The following is a 19,114-nucleotide window of genomic DNA, read 5'->3' on the forward strand; positions in this document are numbered from 1 at the left end:
AGGAGCATAAACTATGTATAAATTTATCGTATTTAATGTTCGTGAAGAAGAGCGCGAACTGACACTTGATTGGGCTAAACGTAATAATGTCGAAGTTACAATGGCTGAAGGTCAATTATCAATGGACAACATCCATATGGTTGAAGGTTTTGATGGATTATCTACTAGTCAAAATACAAAATTAGAGCCAGAAATGTATTCAATCTTAAAGGGTTACGGTATTAAACAAATTGCACAACGTAGTGCTGGGTTTGATTACTATGATCTTGATTTAGCTACGGAAAATGGATTAATCATTACAAACGTACCAAGTTACTCACCAGAGTCAATTGCTGAATTCAGTGTTACATCTGCATTAAGTTTAATTCGTAAACTCCGCGTGATTGAAGAAAAAACACGTCAACATGATTTCCGTTGGCAACCACAAATTCGTGCAGGTCTTTTAAAAGAGATGACTGTAGGGGTAGTTGGTACAGGTCATATTGGTCGTAAGTCTGCGGAATTATTCAGTGCTTTCGGTGCTAAAGTGCTTGCATTTGATGTATATCAAAATGAAGAAGCAAAGCAATATGTTACCTATGTTGATTCTGTAGAAGAACTGGTTTCAATGTCAGATGTTGTAAGTCTTCATGTTCCCGCAACAAAAGATAACCATCATCAATTTAATGCGGAAATGTTCCGTAAATTTAAACCAAATGCATACTTCATTAATGCTGCACGTGGATCAGTTGTAGATACAAAAGCATTGATTGAAGCGCTTAATCAAGGACATCTTGCTGGTGCTGCATTGGATACATATGAAAACGAAAGTCCTTTTATTCCAAAAAACTTCTCAAATCAAACAATCGAAGATGAACTATTCTTAGAAGTCTTGAATCACGAGAAAATCTTATTCACACCACATATTGCACACTATACTGATGTATCTGTACGTAATATTATGGAATTTGCCTTGACGTCTGTACTTGAAATTCTAGAAACAGGCACAACTGCAAACCGCGTTAACTAGATATAAAATAGAATTCATAAATTAAAAGACACTTTATGGTGTCTTTTAATTTATGTTTCAGAAAAAGTACAAAGGGGAAAGAAAACTAATTATGAAACAGTCGAATAAATTTGGAATTGTGTTTTTGATTTTATTAATGCTTGTTGGGTGTGGCCAAACAAAAACCGTGCCACTTAAAGCTATAACAGTTGATCATGAAAATTTGGGTATAACACTTCCAGAATTGGAACAACATGTTGTACAGAATCTAAAAGAACGCATGAAATCATCCAAAGAATCATTTCAGATTTACGGAGAAAATATTTATACGCTAAACCTTAAACATGATGTAAATATTATGGCTCGCTTGGTTGATGAATATGTGACTGAAGTCTATTTTACGGTAGATTACGATATTAGAGAAACAGAAGATGCCACTGAAATCGGTCGGTTTATTGGGGAATCACTCAGTGAGCTTTCAAAAGATTTAATGCCTTCAGTGAATCTTAAAGAAGTTATTAATACATCCAGTGATCGATATCAAGATTTTAAACTTGAAGATGTATATTATCGTTCGGATTTAATTGATGATAGTACCATTTTCTATGGTGATGCAGTCTCCGATCATATTCAGTTTTATAATGTATTTTCAAAGAAGTATGCTACGACTGCAATGACACAACTGGGATTCCGATATACTGAATTTAGTGATGATCTTGAATATACAGCGCATCAAAAAGAGCTCAATGATGAGGCTAAAAAGGTTGAGGAAGAAAAAATCAAAAAAGATCAAGAAGAGGCTGATAAGAAAGAGCAAGAAAAAAAAGAGAAAGCAGCACAAGCTAAAAAATCTGAGAAACCAGCGCTTTCGATGTCTCAAATTAATGCGAATCGAAAGGCAAGAGAATATTTAAACTATAGTGCATTTTCACGTACGGGTCTGATCGAACAACTTGAGTTTGAAGGATTTAGTGAAGACGATTCAACGCGTGCCGCTGACAGTACAAATACAAATTGGAATTTACAAGCTGCTCAAAAAGCACAGGATTATCTTGACTACACGAGTTTTTCGCGTGATGGTTTAATCGAACAACTTGAATTTGAAGGGTTCAGTAATGAAGAAGCGCTGTATGGCGTTGAAAAAGTAGGATATTAATATTTAAAGGTGCATTTGCACCTTTTTTTTATGAAGTTGTACGTACCATTTGGTTATTTTTAATCTTTCTCATTAGAGAATTAATGTTGGTTTTAAGTCGTAAATGAATAATTGATGAAGTGTCCCCAAAGGATGTTTAGGAATGATAGGCTTTAGGTAGGATACAAGGAGGTATATATGAAAAAAAGGTTTAGAGTTATCCTACTTACTTTATTTATTTTTGGATTGATGCCTGCACAAACAGTACGAGCTTCATCAACATCGCTTGTAGAGCTTATGGCAGGTGGCGGCAGTGAGGGAGAGGGAGAATGGGTTGTCAATTTACAGACTGATGCAAATGATACGCTCATGCTTTCTGAATTTGAACTGGAAGTTAATGATCATACGGTATCACTGCCTATCGCTTACGGTGATGATGATTCAACATCCGTTTCTCTTATCACTGAAACAGATATTATGCCGCTTCTAAATGATAGTCAGCTAGAAGAATACAAGACCTTAAAAGCATCATACGATCAATCAAAGCAAACTTTTGATGACACATGTGAGGTCGTTGAATCGCCTACAGAGGACACGGATGAGTGCAGCATCCTTCGACAAGATGTGACGAAGGCTCTGGATGAATTGAATCTTTATTTTGAAAAAAATCTTCAATATCGTATGAAATTCAGTACACGAGATGGAAGAAAAGGTATCTATGAGTTTAAATCAGCTCAAGAATTATTTAAGACAAAACGAATTGAACTGCCTTTAGAGGAAAACACGAATAATCCCTATCCCGATTTTGACTTAAAAGAAGGAGAGTATCTTCTTATTCGTTATGCGGGACATGGCTATTTTGGGAGTGATTATTATCGAGCTTATATTCGATTGTTTACATCGGATGATGTTTATATAGAGTCGATTGATACTTACATCAATGGAATTAAGGCGAATACACAAAAACAAGAAAAAAATGTGTTGATTCATTCTGGTTACCCAATAACAATCTCAGAATTTGAAAGTTTTCTCTATGATGAAGCACAATCTGAGGAAAGAGAACAATTAATTATTAAAGAAGAATATAAAGACTTATTGAGTACCGAACAGATTGATGCATTGCGAGATTTTTACACAATGGCAAGTCGCGCAACACCGGATCATTTGGAATATTTGAAAATTGTAGATGATATATTTAGTTTTGATATGAATATTAAAAATGGAAACGGAGATCGCGTCACGTACACGTTTAAAGATGTTTCATCTCTGAATGATGCAGTGCATGATGGTTTTATTATTAGTTTTGATCATGTTAATCTTGAAAATCATGAGGATAAAGGTTTCAATGCAAATTCAGGAAAGGAAGCAGAGCAGTTAGAATTTGATGCGAACATCTTACCGGCAACCGGTATTGGCAATCAATCCATTATTTTAGGCTGTGTTTTTATTACTTTAGGGTATTACTTGAAACGTAGTTAGTTATGTTATTTTTATATTAGAGCAAAAGACACCCATTTTGAACTGCTCCCTGTCAAGTAGACAGGTGAAATAAATAAAATATCCAAGATGATTTATCACTTTATGATGAATCATCTTTTTTATGCTACAAGTGACTGCATTTGTTTTTCTCTAATGTTTGACCAGTAAGCTTCAATCTTCTTGTTAGTTGGAATCGCGTAGACTACAGGTGTCTCTGTTCCTAGCGCTTCAGTTCGAACCATCATTGGTGTTTTGTTTTTGAAGCGTTTCTGAAGTCTCTTGTTGTTATAAAAATCAATATACACTTCAATTGCTTTCTTCAATTCGCTTCTTGTACTGAATTCATTAGGGTAGTACATTTCTGATTTGATTGTTCCCCAAAATCCTTCCATAGGACCATTATCAATACAATGTCCCACTCTAGACATACTTTGCATCACTCCTTGATCTTCTAGCTGTTTCCTAAATGCCCTACTTGTGTATTGGAATCCGCGGTCACTGTGAAATAAAGGTTTTGCCTCTGGATATCTCGCGATAGCTTTATGATAAGTATCAAACACAAGTTGATTATTGTTCCGATCACTTATTTGATACGCCACAACACTTAAATCATAAAGATCAATAATCGCACTGAGATATAGTTTCTTACTTGAACCTTTAATCTTAAATTCTGTGACGTCTGTCAGCCATTTTTCATTCGGTTTTGCGGCAAAGAAATTTCGATTTAAAATATTTTCAGCTGTGATTTCAGGAGTGCTTCGTGAATATTTTTTAGACTTTTGACGAATCACTGATTTCACCCCTAGCATCTTCATGAGTCTATGAATCCTCTTCGAGTTATATTGAACGCTATTCAACTCATTGATCCAATCCGTCATGCGTCGATAGCCTAAGATATGTCCAAATAGTTCATCATAATCAAGAATGAGATTGCAAAGCTCATGATTTTCAATTTCATTGCTTGTTTCAACACGATGCGTCCATTTATAATAACTACTTCTTGCGATTTTAAGTACCTTACACATCCACTGAATACTCCAGCCATGTTTATGATGTAGTTCCTGCACTGCGAGATACTTTACTTCTTGTTTTGCTTTGGAGAATATCGCCCCCTTTCGATTTCCTTCACTTTTTTTAATAGAATGTTCTCGCGTTCTTTCAGTTCGAGTTGTCTTTCAAGTAGTTTTACTTTACGTTCTAAACGTTCTTCATTACTAAGTTGATCTTCTTGTTTTCGCTTGCCACGTTTATCAAGAAGACCATCATCTCCCAATTCGTTATACTTTTTCACCCACTGATAAACCTGAGCATAAGAAAGTTCATAGCGCTCAGCAGTCCCCTTATAATCGTAGTCATGTTCAATACAATATGCGACAATTTCCTGACGCTCCTCAATTGTTGTTTTTCTACCTTTTGTCATATAGACTTCTCCTTTAGGATCGTAATCCTTTATAGTTTCAAGTCTATTATACTTTTTTATCCATCCGCGCAAAACCTCATGGGAACTTATACCATATTTAATACTAATATCTTTAAGAGAACCTGCGCCTTCAAGATAATCCCTAATTGCGGATTCCTTGAGCTCTTTCGAATAACTTTTGTTTCGATCTTTATCTGAAAAAACTTCAATACCATAAGTTTGATACTTTTTCACCCAACTACGTAATGTACTAGAATCAATAGATAATTCTTCAGCTATTTCTGGTGCACCTTTTATGCCATTCAAATATTCATTAATTGCTTGTTCTTTTATTTCGGCTGGATATTTATTCTTTCTCCCCATAGAAAAAGCTCCTCCTTTTTTGTAGTGCCCGATTTTATTTATTTCGGGTGTCTACTTTAAGGGGAGCTTATCATTTTAGGGTGTCTTTTTGTTTTAATTTCATGTACTTACTCTCAAAATGAGCCACAAATCATGAAATGTATACCAATTTTTCACGTTTCATCCTAAAATCTTAGGGTATAATGAAAATGAATCTATTTTTAGGTCATAAGTAACACAAATTGCACAATTTTTTCATAGTGTTTTTTAAGTGTTTATAATGTATACATTTGAGTTCTTTCTCCATATAATGAACTTAAATAGGTATTTTTAACAGAAGGAGGTAATGATGAGAGATTATATGAGTGATGTCATTAGTATGATTGATTTGAATCAAAATCTTCCCTTGAATCAAATCATCTATGAAGGGTTGCGATCCGCAATTATTCATGGTGTGATTCCAATGGGAGAACGTATCAATGAAAAGCATTATGCCCAAGCACTAAATGTGAGTCGAACGCCGATACGAGAGGCGTTACACCGAATTCAAAACGAAGAGATTGTTCAATATGTGCCAAATTATGGCATTGTTGTTACAACGTTTACTCATGAGGATGTCTATGAGATTTACCAAATCCGAACGGCTTTAGACATTCTCGCAACCACAAATGCAATGCGACTGATGACACCAGAACGGGAAGCTGCTATGGAGACCTTATTAACGGAGACAGAAGCGGCACAAGCTGTGGGGGATGTTGAGAAAGTCATTGCAATGTCGAAAGAGTTTAATACGATGATTTATCGTTTTGCGGAAATGCCGCGGTTAGAAACAATTCAGAATCGACTTCGAGATTATATCATTCGATTCCGAGATATATCATTAAAAGCGGATAGTCGTCGTGCTAAAGCACTCCATGAACACCGACTCATTTTCAGATGTTTAAAAAATAATGATGTCGAACAAGTTCAGATGGTCATTACGGAACATCTTCTAGAATCTCGGGATTTTATTCTTTTAGAAATGGACCGACAATTACAATATGAAAAAAAATGATCTTGTATTACTTGCTTTAAAGTCTTTAATTTTAGAAGTCAGTTTATATCCGAAACCTGGATTGGTAGATCCTATGGATTCGGGATCACATGATGATATGGATTATAATATGTTTTTAGAAAGTTGTTTTGCGTTGGTTCCTGGATTTGAAGCATACTTTGACGCTGGACTCAATCATCGTGGAACATTACCGGAACTTTTTGAGGTAATACGAAACGTTGGTATCGAAAATGAGAAGGCAATGTTTCATGCGACGGAAAATGTTAATACGCATAAAGGTGCTAATTTTCTATACGGTGTGGTTATCGCTGCTATTGCTTTCATGAACATGCCCAATTTAAAGACGCTAAGGGAAGGGATTCAGGCCATGACATCAGGACTTGTTGATGCGGAGCTTAAGTCACTTACAGTTTATAAGACCCATGGAGAGCGCATGTTTTGTGACTACGGGTTTACTGGAATACGTGGTGAGGTAGAAGCTGGGATTCCTCATGTCTTTGAAGTGGCATTACCAATGTTAGATTCTGATAACGATAAGTTAGTTGCCCGAAAGAAAGCATTGCTTGCTTTAATGCAGTCAAATAATGATACGAATATGCTTAAACGTGGGGGGATTGAAGGTCTTGAATTTGGGAAGTCCCGTGCACACAGTTCTTACCAAGATTTAGATGAACATCTTATTCAGATGAACTACGAATTTATCGAACGTAATTTAAGTCCTGGAGGTACTGCAGATTTACTGGCTTTAAGTATTTTTATTCAAATGTATCGTGATCAACGATTAAAGGATGCTGATTAAGCATCCTTTTTATTTTTAATGTGTTCGGGCATTCGTGATGCGATAAATGCACTCAAAGTCATAGATAACACATCTGTAGGAATAAACATGAAACAGTATGAAATAAATAATTTTGAAATGGGTAATGCAATTCCGTGATAGGTTTTAAGATTAAAATACAAAATTGGAAGGGCAAGTGTATAAAGGATGGTTTCTCCGGCTACAAAGGCAAGGAAACGGCGGTTTTTAGGTAATTTATGATATAAGGTGTTAATAATATAAACCATGGGAATAAATCCTAAGATAAAACCAAATGTTGGTGACATAACGATATTTGGGCCTGACATTCCGCCAGCAAAAACAGGTAAACCAATAAATCCCATTATTATATATATTAATACTGCCATTACCGCTTGTTTTCGAGTTAATAAAAGTGCACTTAAGCAAATTGCTAAGACCTGAAGTGTAAAGGGTACAAATGGAACCGGAATTTTAATCATGGATCCAATAATGATAAATACTGAAAATAGGGATGATAGGGCTAAATCTTTAACGTTCATATTTTTTTTCTCCTTGAATACTTACTTCTCCTGAGTTTAATGTACGAATATTTTGGTCTTCATCACAAACAATGAGTTGACCTTTTTCATCAATATCCTTTACGTAGAACCGTTGTGAGAAGTCTTGATTGATATAAATGTAATGATTGATGATAAAGCATGATGAGCGATAATCGTGAATGATGGTTTTACGATTATGCGGAAAATCTGTATAGAGGTTAAAGAAACTGTCTGTGATGGTTGCGATGAGTTTATTGCGATCAATGTCCGTTTGGATATGTTGATCGAGTGATGTATAAATCTCATTCAATTCTTGAGGAAGGTTTGAATCATGGAAAACATTGAGTCCAATACCCAAAATGAGATAACGGTATTGATTGCTTTCTAAAATAATCTCACCTTCTGTAAGGATGCCTGCAAGTTTCTTGCCATCAAGGTAGATGTCGTTAAGCCATTTTATATCGACATCGAGTTGGTATAAAGTGTATAGGGCTTCTTTCACTGCTAAAGCAGCAATAATCGTAATGAGCTGAGTATCTTCTAGAGAAAGCGTCGGTACAAAAGCGAGACTCATGTAGATACCGTTTTTTGTTGGTGAATAAAACGAACGTCCTTTGCGTCCACGTCCTTCACTTTGATGATCGGTAACCACCAAAAAGGGATTCGTAAAGGTTTCAGGAATCATCGCTTTAGCCGAAGAATTTGTGGAAGGAACGCTGTCATAACAGTAAACATCTTTAATCAATTCGTATTGCAAATGACTGCGGATTGCAGCACGGGATAAATTGTTTGCGTTATGAACTAACTTGTAACCACGGTTTCGGACGGATGAAATGGTATATCCCTTTTTACGAAGTTTATCGACTTCTTTCCATACATTGGCACGTGTCATATGAAGGATGTCGCCGATATGTTCACCGCTGATAAATGCATCTTCGTGTTCAATGAGTAAATCGAGAACGGTTTTTGGTTTCATAGTATACTCCTTTGCGAATGAAGATTAACATAAAAACACCCCATTGTAAACTTTAAATAACGAAGAGTTTACAATAGGGTGTTTTTTTAGTGTTTATTGTGACGATTTCACGTTTTCGATGAGGGTATTGATTGTATCGATTACGGTATCAAGGGTATGCTTGCGACTTCGGCTGCATCCATGTGCATCATCATCACAAATAAGACATTTACGCGGTGCAATCCCCAGATCTTTACGATTGATGCCCTCGACATCAAGATCGAAAAGGCGACCAAGCGGATGTGTATCCTCCAGGTTGACCATGGCTTCTTTCACCGTTTCAGCTTTTAAATCGCTGATGTAATAAGCTTCAGGACCAGTATGATTTTCAAGTTGACAGTCATAACATTTCGCGAATTGATCCAATTCAAAGATTCCTTGCTTGAATGCCCACTGATAATTGGGCGTTGATTTAGTAGGACCTGGAATATTCAGTTTAAAACTGATGATTGATTGGGTAGGGAATTGTTTTTTGAGGTCAGCAATTGTTTGTACACGTTTTTCACGGGCATCAAGCATTGCTTCTAAAGTTACTTCATTCATACATTAAGCTCCTTTTAATGCCGCGATTACCTGTCTGCCTTCTTCACTGATAAAAAATGCAAAGGTTGTTTCTGGGACAAAGTGTCGCACGGCATCAAGGTTTTCTTCAGCGAGCAGTGAACGGACCTTGGTTGCGGAAATAATACTTTCCTCATTTCCGATACGATTGACAATTTCTAAATCAAGTTTTCCCTTAAATTCTTCCTGCAAGGCCTCATTATAGATGTTTGTGGCATTTGAAAACGGCTCAGAACCGACATAACGTTTGGTTATGTTTAGGGCTGGAGCGATGTGGTGGGCAAATACACGGGCATCAAGTCGTGCTTGGACAAAGGTCACATCATCATCTTCTTTTAAAAAGTAAGAAGGGAAGGTAGCGCTTGAAACCATATAATTTTCAGTTGGAAGGACTTTCACATTTTTAAGATGTGCAGTTCCTTGACGTACAAGCTCAATACGTTGTGCTGCTTTAAATGCACTCATTTCTTCACTCAATACAAAAACATAGACGTATTTGCTTTCGGAAGCCGCTTTTTCTACCAGAAATTGATGACCCAAGGTGAATGGGTTGGCATTCATGACGATTGCGGCAGTGTTGGGCGCGTTTTGATTTAAGGATTCGAGGTTTTTAATAAAAACATCAAAACCTGTGATGGCTTTCTCCATAAAAACAAGTGTATGATCTACAGATTCAATCTCATGAAAGCCGAGATACTCAAAACCTTTCTTGCACCCTGGTTTTGTATAAACATAATGTTTAAAGAACCCTTCTTGTACATTTTGATTCATGACATGAGAAATGATTTCATTAAAGAGTGATCCACCTTGATACGTCGAATCTACCGCGACGCACTTGATAACATTTTGATATCGTGATGCTGTCGCAATCAGTTCGTCTTCATCATTATAATATCCGTAAGTCTCATCTAAGGTAGATTCCTCTCGAATGCCTTCTTGCATTAAGAGGTTTAACCATTTTTCCTTAACGCTTGGATTTGATTTGATATAGAGTTTTTTAATCATAATAATCTCCTTTTCTTCACAATTCAATAATAGCATACCAAAGTTTTGTTTCATAAGTGTTTTTTGAATGTTCTTTAAGGACCCTAACCCTTGATGTAAGCGTTTGCCATATGGTATTAATTAAGTACAGGAACCTATGTTACAAGTGTGATGTTTGTGATTTAGGAGGAAGGAGAAGAAATGGAAATAAAACACAGCGCAATAGCAGGTACATTAGAATCAAGTGATGTACAAGTTATGGTGGAACCTTCTACAGATGGAGTCTCTGTAGAATTAAACAGTAGTGTCATAAAACAATATGGCGCTCAAATTCTTGAAACGGTTCATGAAGTCTTAGACACATTAGAAGTCAAAGATGCGAAAATTGTCGTTCAAGATCAAGGTGCTTTAGATTGTACAATCAAAGCACGCGTACAAACTGCTGTTCTTCGTGCAAGCGATACAGTCGATAACCTACCTTGGGGGTCTAAATTATGAAAAATAGAATTAGACGTACGATGATGTTCTTAAATGCACAACGAGCTTCACTTGTGAAAGATGTTTATGTTTACAAGCCAGATTGTGTCATTTTAGACTTAGAAGATGCTGTTTCAGAAAGTGAAAAAGATTCAGCACGTGTTCAACTTTACCACACGTTAAAATCAGTGGATTATCATGGTGTAGAACGTTGGGTTCGTATTAATCCCGCAACAACAACGTATTATCATGAAGATATTCGTGCAGCGATTGCAGGCGGTTGCGAAGGAATTCGTTTACCAATGACCGAAACTAAAGAAGAAATTTATGATGTGGAACGCTTAATGGCGGAAGCAGAAAAAGAATTCGGTCGTGAAGTGGGATCAACAATGTTAATGGCAGCCATTGAATCACCACTTGGCGTAATCAACGCATATGAAATCTGTACTGCAAGTCCACGTATGATGGGGGTTGCATTAAGTGCAGGTGACTTTACACGTACCATGCGTGCGACACGTACTAAAACGGGAGAAGAGCTCTTTATGGCTCGATCAATGCTTGTGATTGCAGCACGTGCTGCAGGCATTATGGCATTTGATACAGTGCATACAGACCTTAATGATTTCGAAAGTCTTGAAAAAGAAACACGATTGGTTAAAGACATGGGATTTGATGGGAAGTCAATTATCTCACCAAGACAAATTGCGACAATCCATAAAGTCTTTACACCAACTCAAAAAGAAATCGAACATGCTCTACATATCGTAGAAGGTGTTAAGGAAAGTGCTGCGAAAGGTATTGGAGTTCTTATTGTTGATGGACAAATGGTTGACGTTGCCCACGTTGAAGGGGCAAAACGTACCCTTGAACTCGCTCAAGCAGCAGGCGTATATAAGGGGGATTTAATATGAAAAACAAAGTAAATCGTATAATTCCTGATGAATTTCTAGTAGATGGTGTTGAAGCCTTCCAAGGACAATATTATCGTGATAATTATGAGTATACAAAAGCTGCACCAACAATTAAAGCTCAAGTAAACCCACATGATTCAAAAGTTTTAGCTTCAATTCGTGAAGCCATTGAAAAAGTGGGACTTAAAGATGGTATGTGTATTTCATTCCATCACCACTTTAGAAATGGTGATTACATTGCGGCAATGGTCTTTGAAGTGATTAAAGATATGGGAATTAAGGATCTCTATCTTTGTGCATCTTCTTTAGGGAAAGCACATGCTTCAATAGTTCCGTTAATTGAAGATGGTACGATTACCACCATTTCATCTTCAGGTGTTCGTGATGAAATTGGGGATGCAATTTCTGCAGGAAAACTTAAAAATCCAGCATTAATTCGTTCACACGGTGGTCGTGTTCGTGCTATTGAAACTGGACAAGTTAAAATTGATGTTGCCTTTATTGGAGCACCAACCAGTGATGTATACGGAAATGCTTCGGGTAAAGGTGGAAAAGCAGATTGTGGTGTTCTAAGCTACTCTGATGTTGATGCACGTTATGCTGATAAAGTTGTCGTAATCACAGATACACTTGTTCCTTACCCAAATAATCCATATTCAATTAAAGGAATTGATGTTGATTATGTTGTTGAGGTTGATAAAGTTGGAGATTCGTCAAAAATTGCAGGAAATGCAATTCGTATGACGCAAGATCCTCGTGAATTAATGATTGCAGAATATGCAACCAAATGTGTTGTAAACACACCATGGTTTAAAGACGGCTTCTCCTTCCAAACTGGAGCTGGTGGTGCAAGTTTAGCAGTAACACAATTCTTGAAACAACCAATGGAAGAACAAAATATTAAAATGAGTTTTGCTTTAGGTGGTATCGTTAAACCGATGGTTGATATGCTTAAAGAAGGTTATATTCATGCGATTGCAGATACACAAGATTTTGATATCGCAAGTGTTGAATCAGTGCATGAAACACCAAATCATTTTGAAATTTCAACTTCTGAATATGCAAACCCATTAAATAAGGGTGCATATGTTAATAAGTTAGATTATGTAATCCTTGGAGCACTTGAAATCGATGTTGATTTTAACGTTAACGTTGTTGTTGGTTCAGATGGAACCATTCAAGGAGCACCGGGAGGACATGTTGATACATCAGCAGGTGCTAAGTGCTGTATTATTGTTTCACCACTAGTTCGTGGTCGTTTAGCAACAGTCCGTACATCCGTAACATCCGTAACAACACCTGGAGAAAGTGTTGATATTCTTGTTACTGATTATGGGGTTGCGGTGAATCCTGCAAGACCTGATATTCTTGAAGCACTTAAGAAAACAGATTTACCATTAGTTACAATTGAAGAATTACGTGATATTGCATACGACATTGTAGGGGAACCTGCAGACATTGAGTTTGAGGATAAAGTCGTAGCGTTAGTAGAATATCGCGATGGAACACTTATTGACGTGATTCGTCAAGTAAAAAACATCTAGGGGGACATTATGTCAGAGAAAAAACAACTTAAGTTTTACGGGATTCAATGGCCAATTATGCTAGCAATCCTTGCAATCGGTGCACTCGGAATCTTTACAGAAACATTCGGAACCGATATGCCTGCAACACTATTAGTTATGTTTACAATAGGTATTCCACTTTATGAAATCGGAAACCGTATCCCAATTTGGAATAAATATGTTGGGGGAGGAATTGTTCTTGCGTTCTTAGGAACATCCGCAATGGTATACTTCAATATTCTTCCAGAAGTATATGTAGAATCAATTGGAAACTTTACAGAAAAAGTAAACTTCTTAAACTTATTTATTATTGTATTAATTACCGGAAGTGTTTTATCACTTGATCGTAAAGTTTTACTTAAGAGCTTTGTAGGATATATTCCTGCAATCCTTGGTGGATTATTAGGAGCATTCTTACTTGCTTCAGTTGTTGGAATTTTCTTCGGGAAAGCACCACAAGATATTATCTTAAACTATGTTCTACCTGTAATGGGTGGTGGTAATGGTGGTGGAGCAGTTCCACTATCACAAATGTATGCGGATGTTACCGGTCTTCCAAGTGAAAACTACTACCAATTCGCTATCATTATTCTTACAGTCGCAAATATCTTTGCAATCATGATGGCATCATTACTTGACCGTCTTGGTGAATTACGTCCGAACTTAACAGGTAATAAGAGCACAATCTTACGTAATGAATCTGAAGAACTTGTTAAAGAAGATGAAAAATATGATCCAACACTTCAAGATGTTGCTGCTGGACTTGTATTAGGACTTGCTTGCTTTGGTTTTGGATTCTTAATGAGTAAATTAATCTTACCAAGTATCTTTGGTGTTAAGATTCATAATCTTGCTTACATGATTATCTTTGTAGTTATCTTAGCTGCAACAGGTGTTGTACCTCAAAATATTCGTGAAGGTGCAAAACGTCTTCAATCATTCTTCTCAAAATACCTTGTACTAATTATCATGGTTGGAGTTGGTGTTGATTTAGACCTTGGTGAACTTGCTCGTGCATTATCATTCAGTAACGTTATTCTTGCCCTTGCAATTGTTGTAGGAGCAACACTTGGTTCCGCTATCGTTGGTTGGTTCGTAGGATTCTACCCAATCGATGCAGCGATTACAGCTGGTTTATGTATGGCGAACCGTGGTGGTTCTGGAGACCTTGCTGTTCTTGGAGCTGGAGACCGTATGGGACTGATGGCTTATGCACAATTATCATCCCGTCTTGGTGGGGCGATCGTGCTCATCATCGGATCCATATTATTCTCAATCTTTATGTAATGAATGATGGAAAGAGAGAGACTTCAAAGTCTCTCTTTCATTCCGTAATGCAATAGTTCAGAAAGGAGATCTATGCAAACAATTAAAATTAATGATGTAACGGTACGTGATGGAAATCAGTCGTTACTTGCAACACGTATGGAACATGAAGACATCCTTAAAATTTTAGCGGAAATGGACCAAGTAGGTCTGAATGCGATTGAAGTTTGGGGCGGTGCTACCTTTGATGGTGCACTTCGTTTCTTTAAGCGCAGTCCATGGCAAAATTTAAGAGATATGAAACGCGTTGCACCCAATACACCTTTTTCGATGTTGTTACGAGGTCAAAACATTGTAGGATATCACCATTATGATAACGATACGTTAGAACGATTTATTCGTCTAAGTCTTGAAAATGGGATTGATATTATTCGTGTATTTGATGCTTTGAATGATATTGAAAATGTAAAGAATGCAATCTATTTTATTAAGAAACATGGTGGACACTGTCAAGGAGCAATTTCTTATACGGTAAGTCCTGTTCATAATATTGATTATTATGTTACTTATGCAAAACAGTTGGTTGAAGCTGGATCGGACTCGATTTGTATCAAAGATATGGCGGGAATTTTATTACCGGATGTAACCTTTGAACTTGTGAAGCGTTTAAAAGAAGAACTTGATGTTCCAATTAACCTTCATTCACATGCAACAACAGGTCTTTCAAGTCTTGTTTTTGAACAAGCGATGAAAGCTGGTGTCGATATTGTGGATGGTTGTATTTCACCATTTTCAAATGGAACATCCCATATTGCATTGGAAACACTGCTCGAAACTGCACATGTCACAAATCGTGAAACTACACTTACACACACTGCCTTACAAGGCGCATACGAAGAAGCAAATGAACTTGCAACGAAATACATTGCAAGTGGTCAATATCCTGCGAAAGCATTAATGATTAATCCCAATATTTTAACGTATCAAGTTCCTGGTGGAATGCTCAGTAATTTAATGAGTCAGTTAAAAGATCAAGGTGCATCCGATCGTTACGAAGAAGTTCTAAAAGAAATTCCAAAAGTTCGTGAAGATTTGGGTTATCCACCGTTAGTAACACCCCTGTCACAAATGGTAGGAACACAAGCGGTCTTGAATGTCTTAACAGGCACCCGTTATAAAATGGTACCTAAGGAAATTAAAGATTATGCTATGGGTCTTTATGGCACATTCCCAGGTCCTGTTAACGAGGAGATTATTAACCTTATCTTGAAAGATGAAAAACGTGTTGAAAAACAACCTGTTGAATCCATGCCAAGTGTTTATGAAGCAAGTAAAATTGAACTTGAATCAAAATTGGGTCGTGAAGCTTTAGAAGAAGAAGTGTTATCCTATATTCTCTTCCCTCAAAATGCTATTTTAGAAGGTGAAGAACCTAAAGTTCGTCCTGAATTCATTGAGTTCAAGATGTTTGATGGAGGAGCTGTGAAATGAGTCCAACATTTACATTTTTAGATGGATTAACTGTGAGTTTATTTTCAATGCTTGTTGTGTTTGTTATTCTTTTACTTTTGGCGCTTGTACTTCAAGTATTTACAGCGGTGTTGTCGAAGTTTGATAAACCGGAAGCACCAACAGAACAAAGAATTGAAGATAATGATGAAGAACGTCGTCTTGTTGCGAAACTTGTTGTGAGCTGTTTAGCTCAAGAAAACGAGTCTCAAAATATTCGTATTAAATCAATTAAGAGAGTTAAGTAGAAGGGAGATATGAATGGAAAAATATAAAGTATCTGTAGATGGAAAAGTTTATGAGGTTGAAATTGAGAAAGTTGGAGATTTTGAACCAACAGTGTCAACACCAGTCTCATCAAGCGGTTCTGGATCTGCATTAAAAGCACCGATTCAAGGATCTGTACTTAGTGTTCTTGTGAAACCCGGACAATCTGTTTCAAAAGGTCAAGCCGTGATGGTTATTGAAGCAATGAAACTTGAAAATGAAATTGTAGCCGATCAGGATGGTGTGATTGATCAAGTGCTTGTTTCCGAAAAACAAGTAGTCGATAATGGTCAAGACTTGTTGACCTACCGAGGTTAAGATATGTTAAATATTCTATTTGATTTCTTAAATCAAACAGGTTTTGCTGCTATGACCTTAGGGCAATTTGTGATGATTGTTATCGCATGCACACTGTTATTCCTTGCGATTAAAAAGGGATATGAGCCTTATTTACTCATTCCAATTGCATTTGGTATGTTGCTTGCAAATTTACCGTTATCAGGGGTTATGGAAGAAGGCGGTGTTTTAAACCTTCTTTATCAAGGGGTTCACCTTGGTCTTTTCCCACCACTGATTTTTATGGGAGTTGGGGCGGCTACCGATTTTGGTCCGTTGCTTTCAAACCCTAAAAGTTTAATTCTGGGTGCTGCGGCACAGTTTGGAATTTTCTTCGCTTTCTTAGGTGCAATTGCACTTGGATTTAATGTGATGGAAGCATCCAGTATTGGAATTATTGGAGGTGCTGATGGACCAACAGCCCTTTACTTAACAAGTCAATTGGCACCACATTTATTGGGTCCTATTGCAGTTGCTGCTTACTCCTATATGGCGCTTGTACCCGTCATACAACCGCCAATCATTCGTGCTTTAACTTCAAAAGAAGAGCGCGAAATTAAAATGGTTCAACTTCGTGAAGTGTCTAAAAAAGAAAAAATTCTCTTCCCTATTGTTGTTACGATCTTAGTGTCACTCATCGTACCAAGTGCTGCACCTCTTGTGGGGATGTTGATGTTTGGAAACTTAATAAAAGAAGTCGGTGTTGTTCCCAATTTAGTTGAAACAGCTAAGAATCCTTTGATGTATACCATCACAATTTTCTTAGGAATGACAGTTGGTGCGACAGCGAATGCTGAAACCTTCCTTAATACACAAACTTTAGGGATTATTGCTTTAGGTCTTGTAGCCTTTGCTGTTGGAACAGCATCAGGGGTTATCGTTGCTAAAATAATGAATCTCTTTATTAAAGATAAAATCAACCCAATGATTGGTGCTGCAGGGGTTTCTGCAGTTCCAATGGCTGCACGTGTTGTACAAGTTGAGGGTCAAAAAGCAGATCCATCAAACTTTTTACTCATGCATGCAATGGGTCCTAATGTTGCAGGTGTCATCGGTTCTGCAGTTGCTGCAGGATTACTCCTCACATTTTTTGGATAATAGCTTAAAAAAACACCCGGTATTGGAACTGACTTAGTTCCGTGGGACTAAAGAAAAAACCAAGTTAGGACGAGGTCAACCGATAGATAATTTACGGGAGATTGATATCCTAGCTTTTCTTGTATTCGATTTTCATTGTAATATTTAAAATAGTTTATCACAGTTTGTGATACAATTTTAGTAGAACCCTTTAGTTCTGGGTTTAATTCGAATGTTTCACACTTTAGCGATGAATGAAACGATTCGATAGGAGCATTATCAGCGGGCGTACCTTTACGGGACATACTCATGGTAATGCTTTTATTTTTTACTTTGAGTTGATACTCTTTTGATGTATAGACACTCCCTTGATCAGAATGAAGAATACATGGCTGAACGATATCCGGAAATTGATTTAATGTATCAACCACACATTCTAGGTTTTGTCTGTCACTCAGTGTAGACGCAATAATCTCACCATTATATAAATCCATGATCGTAGATAAATAGAGCATCTTATGACCATAAGGGATGTAAGTGATATCTGTCACCAATTTCTCTAGAGGACGCAGTGATTTAAAGTCGCGATTAATGATATTGGGCATAATGATCTTCGGATTTTTGTTTTTTCGATACCTTTTGACCTTAACACGGCATTGACATTGATGTTTCTGCATTATCTTTTGAACAGTGTTCTTATTGATAATTCTTTCTTTTCGAATTAATGCAGTTATTTTTCGATATCCGTAGCGAAATTTATTTTCTTTACAAAGTTCAATTACTAATGCTTCATTGACAGAATAATTATTAGACTCTAGTTGCTCTTTTTTAGTCCAACGGTAATACGTTGACTTAGGTACCCCAAAAAGATTCAAGATATCTTTAATAGATACAGTGTTGCGATACTCTTCAACGAGCTTGATGATTATTTCAGGAACCACATCCTTTCTCTTTCCAAATACTTTTTTAATAGTTCAATTTGTTGCTCCAAAGATTTAATTCTAAGGCTTTGTGTTTCTTCGACCGTGTCTCCTTCAGGCCCTTTTCCAAAAGTATATTGCTTGCCTACCGGTTGAGAAAATCGATAGTGTTCACCATTTCGATACCATCTCCACCATGTTTTGACTTGAGCTACATTTTTTATTCCAAGTTCAGTCTGAATAAACCTGCTTGAGTATCCTGCCAATTTCATTTCTATAACTTTCATCTTTGTCTCATAGCTATGCAAAGTTCGTGTTCCCATATAAAAACCTCCTATATTGAACTATTTTACAATAATTCTCATACAAGAGGTTTTTTTCTTTAGTCTCACGGAACTGGGTCAGTTTCATTTTAATACTGGGTGTTTTTTTATTTGAAAAATACTTTAGGTGGAATGATGTATTCACTA

Annotated in this window: 20 protein-coding genes; 13 read left to right on the forward strand and 7 right to left on the reverse strand. The window is 36.8% G+C overall.

The annotated features are described in order from the left end of the window. The first annotated feature begins 13 nt into the window (after positions 1 to 13). The 3 genes from NMG63_RS04025 to NMG63_RS04035 all read left to right on the forward strand — a co-directional run bounded on the left by NMG63_RS04025 (position 14) and on the right by NMG63_RS04035 (position 3,602). Positions 14 to 1,009 carry a D-2-hydroxyacid dehydrogenase gene (locus NMG63_RS04025; RefSeq protein WP_254006412.1) on the forward strand — a complete coding sequence of 332 codons (996 nt, stop codon included), beginning with the start codon at positions 14 to 16 and terminating at the stop codon, positions 1,007 to 1,009. A 91-nt stretch (positions 1,010 to 1,100) separates the two neighbouring features. Next, positions 1,101 to 2,144 carry an Ltp family lipoprotein gene (locus NMG63_RS04030; protein WP_254006413.1) on the forward strand — a complete coding sequence of 348 codons (1,044 nt, stop codon included), beginning with the start codon at positions 1,101 to 1,103 and terminating at the stop codon, positions 2,142 to 2,144. A gap of 177 nt (positions 2,145 to 2,321) precedes the next feature. Next, on the forward strand, positions 2,322 to 3,602 hold the full coding sequence (locus NMG63_RS04035) for a hypothetical protein (protein ID WP_254006414.1): 1,281 nt from the start codon (positions 2,322 to 2,324) through the stop codon (positions 3,600 to 3,602). 119 nt (positions 3,603 to 3,721) lie between these two features. Here NMG63_RS04035 and NMG63_RS04040 read toward each other — a convergent pair whose 3' ends face one another. Both NMG63_RS04040 and NMG63_RS04045 read right to left on the reverse strand, forming a co-directional pair. Continuing rightward, the gene (locus NMG63_RS04040; RefSeq protein WP_367399273.1) at positions 3,722 to 4,741 is read right to left on the reverse strand and encodes an IS3 family transposase; all 1,020 of its coding nucleotides are present in this window, start codon (positions 4,739 to 4,741) and stop codon (positions 3,722 to 3,724) included. Then, a complete protein-coding gene (locus tag NMG63_RS04045) occupies positions 4,681 to 5,385 on the reverse strand; it encodes a helix-turn-helix domain-containing protein (protein ID WP_254006375.1) in 705 nt (234 codons plus the stop codon). The genes NMG63_RS04040 and NMG63_RS04045 overlap by 61 nt, the downstream gene beginning before the upstream one ends. A 328-nt stretch (positions 5,386 to 5,713) precedes the next feature. Between NMG63_RS04045 and NMG63_RS04050 the strand changes: the two genes are divergently transcribed. Both NMG63_RS04050 and citG read left to right on the forward strand, forming a co-directional pair. Continuing rightward, on the forward strand, positions 5,714 to 6,418 hold the full coding sequence (locus tag NMG63_RS04050; RefSeq protein ID WP_003773421.1) for a GntR family transcriptional regulator: 705 nt from the start codon (positions 5,714 to 5,716) through the stop codon (positions 6,416 to 6,418). Then, the gene (citG, locus tag NMG63_RS04055; protein WP_238000338.1) at positions 6,405 to 7,217 is read left to right on the forward strand and encodes a triphosphoribosyl-dephospho-CoA synthase CitG; all 813 of its coding nucleotides are present in this window, start codon (positions 6,405 to 6,407) and stop codon (positions 7,215 to 7,217) included. Before NMG63_RS04050 ends, citG begins: the two co-directional genes overlap by 14 nt. On the opposite strand, the gene NMG63_RS04060 is transcribed toward citG, so the two are convergent. From NMG63_RS04060 to citC, 4 genes are all read right to left on the reverse strand, one after another. After that, positions 7,214 to 7,756 carry a biotin transporter BioY gene (locus NMG63_RS04060; RefSeq protein WP_013852895.1) on the reverse strand — a complete coding sequence of 181 codons (543 nt, stop codon included), beginning with the start codon at positions 7,754 to 7,756 and terminating at the stop codon, positions 7,214 to 7,216. The genes citG and NMG63_RS04060 overlap by 4 nt on opposite strands. Next, on the reverse strand, positions 7,746 to 8,732 hold the full coding sequence (locus NMG63_RS04065; protein ID WP_003773426.1) for a biotin--[acetyl-CoA-carboxylase] ligase: 987 nt from the start codon (positions 8,730 to 8,732) through the stop codon (positions 7,746 to 7,748). The genes NMG63_RS04060 and NMG63_RS04065 overlap by 11 nt, the downstream gene beginning before the upstream one ends. 93 nt (positions 8,733 to 8,825) lie before the next feature. After that, a complete protein-coding gene (gene citX, locus NMG63_RS04070; protein ID WP_238000339.1) occupies positions 8,826 to 9,314 on the reverse strand; it encodes a citrate lyase holo-[acyl-carrier protein] synthase in 489 nt (162 codons plus the stop codon). A 3-nt stretch (positions 9,315 to 9,317) separates the two neighbouring features. Beyond that, complete coding sequence (gene citC / locus NMG63_RS04075; RefSeq protein ID WP_013852897.1) at positions 9,318 to 10,337, reverse strand: [citrate (pro-3S)-lyase] ligase; 1,020 nt, start codon at positions 10,335 to 10,337, stop codon at positions 9,318 to 9,320. 180 nt (positions 10,338 to 10,517) lie between these two features. Between citC and citD the strand changes: the two genes are divergently transcribed. The 8 genes from citD to NMG63_RS04115 all read left to right on the forward strand — a co-directional run bounded on the left by citD (position 10,518) and on the right by NMG63_RS04115 (position 17,745). Continuing rightward, positions 10,518 to 10,814 (forward strand): citrate lyase acyl carrier protein, encoded by a 297-nt coding sequence (gene citD / locus NMG63_RS04080; RefSeq protein WP_003773429.1) that lies wholly within the window; start codon positions 10,518 to 10,520, stop codon positions 10,812 to 10,814. Then, positions 10,811 to 11,704 (forward strand): aldolase/citrate lyase family protein, encoded by an 894-nt coding sequence (locus NMG63_RS04085; protein ID WP_013852898.1) that lies wholly within the window; start codon positions 10,811 to 10,813, stop codon positions 11,702 to 11,704. The genes citD and NMG63_RS04085 overlap by 4 nt, the downstream gene beginning before the upstream one ends. Then, positions 11,701 to 13,248: a citrate lyase subunit alpha gene (gene citF, locus NMG63_RS04090; RefSeq protein ID WP_003773434.1), complete on the forward strand. Its 1,548-nt coding sequence runs from the start codon at positions 11,701 to 11,703 to the stop codon at positions 13,246 to 13,248. The genes NMG63_RS04085 and citF overlap by 4 nt, the downstream gene beginning before the upstream one ends. Before the next feature lie 9 nt (positions 13,249 to 13,257). After that, entirely contained in the window at positions 13,258 to 14,556 is a 1,299-nt protein-coding gene (locus tag NMG63_RS04095; protein ID WP_003773437.1) for a 2-hydroxycarboxylate transporter family protein, read from the forward strand. A gap of 72 nt (positions 14,557 to 14,628) precedes the next feature. Next, a complete protein-coding gene (locus NMG63_RS04100) occupies positions 14,629 to 16,026 on the forward strand; it encodes a pyruvate carboxylase subunit B (protein ID WP_003773440.1) in 1,398 nt (465 codons plus the stop codon). Continuing rightward, positions 16,023 to 16,292, forward strand: a complete 270-nt coding sequence (locus NMG63_RS04105) for an OadG family transporter subunit (protein ID WP_003773443.1) — start codon at positions 16,023 to 16,025, stop codon at positions 16,290 to 16,292. Before NMG63_RS04100 ends, NMG63_RS04105 begins: the two co-directional genes overlap by 4 nt. A 13-nt stretch (positions 16,293 to 16,305) precedes the next feature. Further along, complete coding sequence (locus tag NMG63_RS04110; protein WP_003773447.1) at positions 16,306 to 16,629, forward strand: biotin/lipoyl-containing protein; 324 nt, start codon at positions 16,306 to 16,308, stop codon at positions 16,627 to 16,629. Between the two features lie 3 nt (positions 16,630 to 16,632). Then, entirely contained in the window at positions 16,633 to 17,745 is a 1,113-nt protein-coding gene (locus tag NMG63_RS04115) for a sodium ion-translocating decarboxylase subunit beta (protein ID WP_003773449.1), read from the forward strand. A 47-nt stretch (positions 17,746 to 17,792) separates the two neighbouring features. Here NMG63_RS04115 and NMG63_RS04120 read toward each other — a convergent pair. Further along, positions 17,793 to 18,967 (reverse strand): IS3 family transposase gene (locus NMG63_RS04120; RefSeq protein ID WP_254006415.1). Its coding sequence is split into 2 segments (ribosomal slippage): positions 17,793 to 18,694 and positions 18,694 to 18,967, totalling 1,176 coding nucleotides; the frame shifts between segments, so codons are not numbered across the junction. Between the last annotated feature and the right edge of the window lie 147 nt (positions 18,968 to 19,114).

Source organism: Erysipelothrix amsterdamensis (genome assembly GCF_940143175.1).
Taxonomy (GTDB): Bacteria; Bacillota_I; Bacilli_A; order Erysipelotrichales; family Erysipelotrichaceae; genus Erysipelothrix; species Erysipelothrix amsterdamensis.

Bases quoted from the DNA above. Each gene is read 5' to 3' on its own strand.
- NMG63_RS04025 (WP_254006412.1), top strand. From the start codon at position 14: ATGTATAAATTTATCGTATTTAATGTTCGTGAAGAAGAGCGCGAACTG.
- NMG63_RS04030 (WP_254006413.1), top strand. From the start codon at position 1,101: ATGAAACAGTCGAATAAATTTGGAATTGTGTTTTTGATTTTATTAATG.
- NMG63_RS04035 (WP_254006414.1), top strand. From the start codon at position 2,322: ATGAAAAAAAGGTTTAGAGTTATCCTACTTACTTTATTTATTTTTGGA.
- NMG63_RS04045 (WP_254006375.1), bottom strand. From the start codon at position 5,385: ATGGGGAGAAAGAATAAATATCCAGCCGAAATAAAAGAACAAGCAATT.
- NMG63_RS04050 (WP_003773421.1), top strand. From the start codon at position 5,714: ATGAGAGATTATATGAGTGATGTCATTAGTATGATTGATTTGAATCAA.
- citG (WP_238000338.1), top strand. From the start codon at position 6,405: ATGAAAAAAAATGATCTTGTATTACTTGCTTTAAAGTCTTTAATTTTA.
- NMG63_RS04060 (WP_013852895.1), bottom strand. From the start codon at position 7,756: ATGAACGTTAAAGATTTAGCCCTATCATCCCTATTTTCAGTATTTATC.
- NMG63_RS04065 (WP_003773426.1), bottom strand. From the start codon at position 8,732: ATGAAACCAAAAACCGTTCTCGATTTACTCATTGAACACGAAGATGCA.
- citX (WP_238000339.1), bottom strand. From the start codon at position 9,314: ATGAATGAAGTAACTTTAGAAGCAATGCTTGATGCCCGTGAAAAACGT.
- citC (WP_013852897.1), bottom strand. From the start codon at position 10,337: ATGATTAAAAAACTCTATATCAAATCAAATCCAAGCGTTAAGGAAAAA.
- citD (WP_003773429.1), top strand. From the start codon at position 10,518: ATGGAAATAAAACACAGCGCAATAGCAGGTACATTAGAATCAAGTGAT.
- NMG63_RS04085 (WP_013852898.1), top strand. From the start codon at position 10,811: ATGAAAAATAGAATTAGACGTACGATGATGTTCTTAAATGCACAACGA.
- citF (WP_003773434.1), top strand. From the start codon at position 11,701: ATGAAAAACAAAGTAAATCGTATAATTCCTGATGAATTTCTAGTAGAT.
- NMG63_RS04095 (WP_003773437.1), top strand. From the start codon at position 13,258: ATGTCAGAGAAAAAACAACTTAAGTTTTACGGGATTCAATGGCCAATT.
- NMG63_RS04100 (WP_003773440.1), top strand. From the start codon at position 14,629: ATGCAAACAATTAAAATTAATGATGTAACGGTACGTGATGGAAATCAG.
- NMG63_RS04105 (WP_003773443.1), top strand. From the start codon at position 16,023: ATGAGTCCAACATTTACATTTTTAGATGGATTAACTGTGAGTTTATTT.
- NMG63_RS04110 (WP_003773447.1), top strand. From the start codon at position 16,306: ATGGAAAAATATAAAGTATCTGTAGATGGAAAAGTTTATGAGGTTGAA.
- NMG63_RS04115 (WP_003773449.1), top strand. From the start codon at position 16,633: ATGTTAAATATTCTATTTGATTTCTTAAATCAAACAGGTTTTGCTGCT.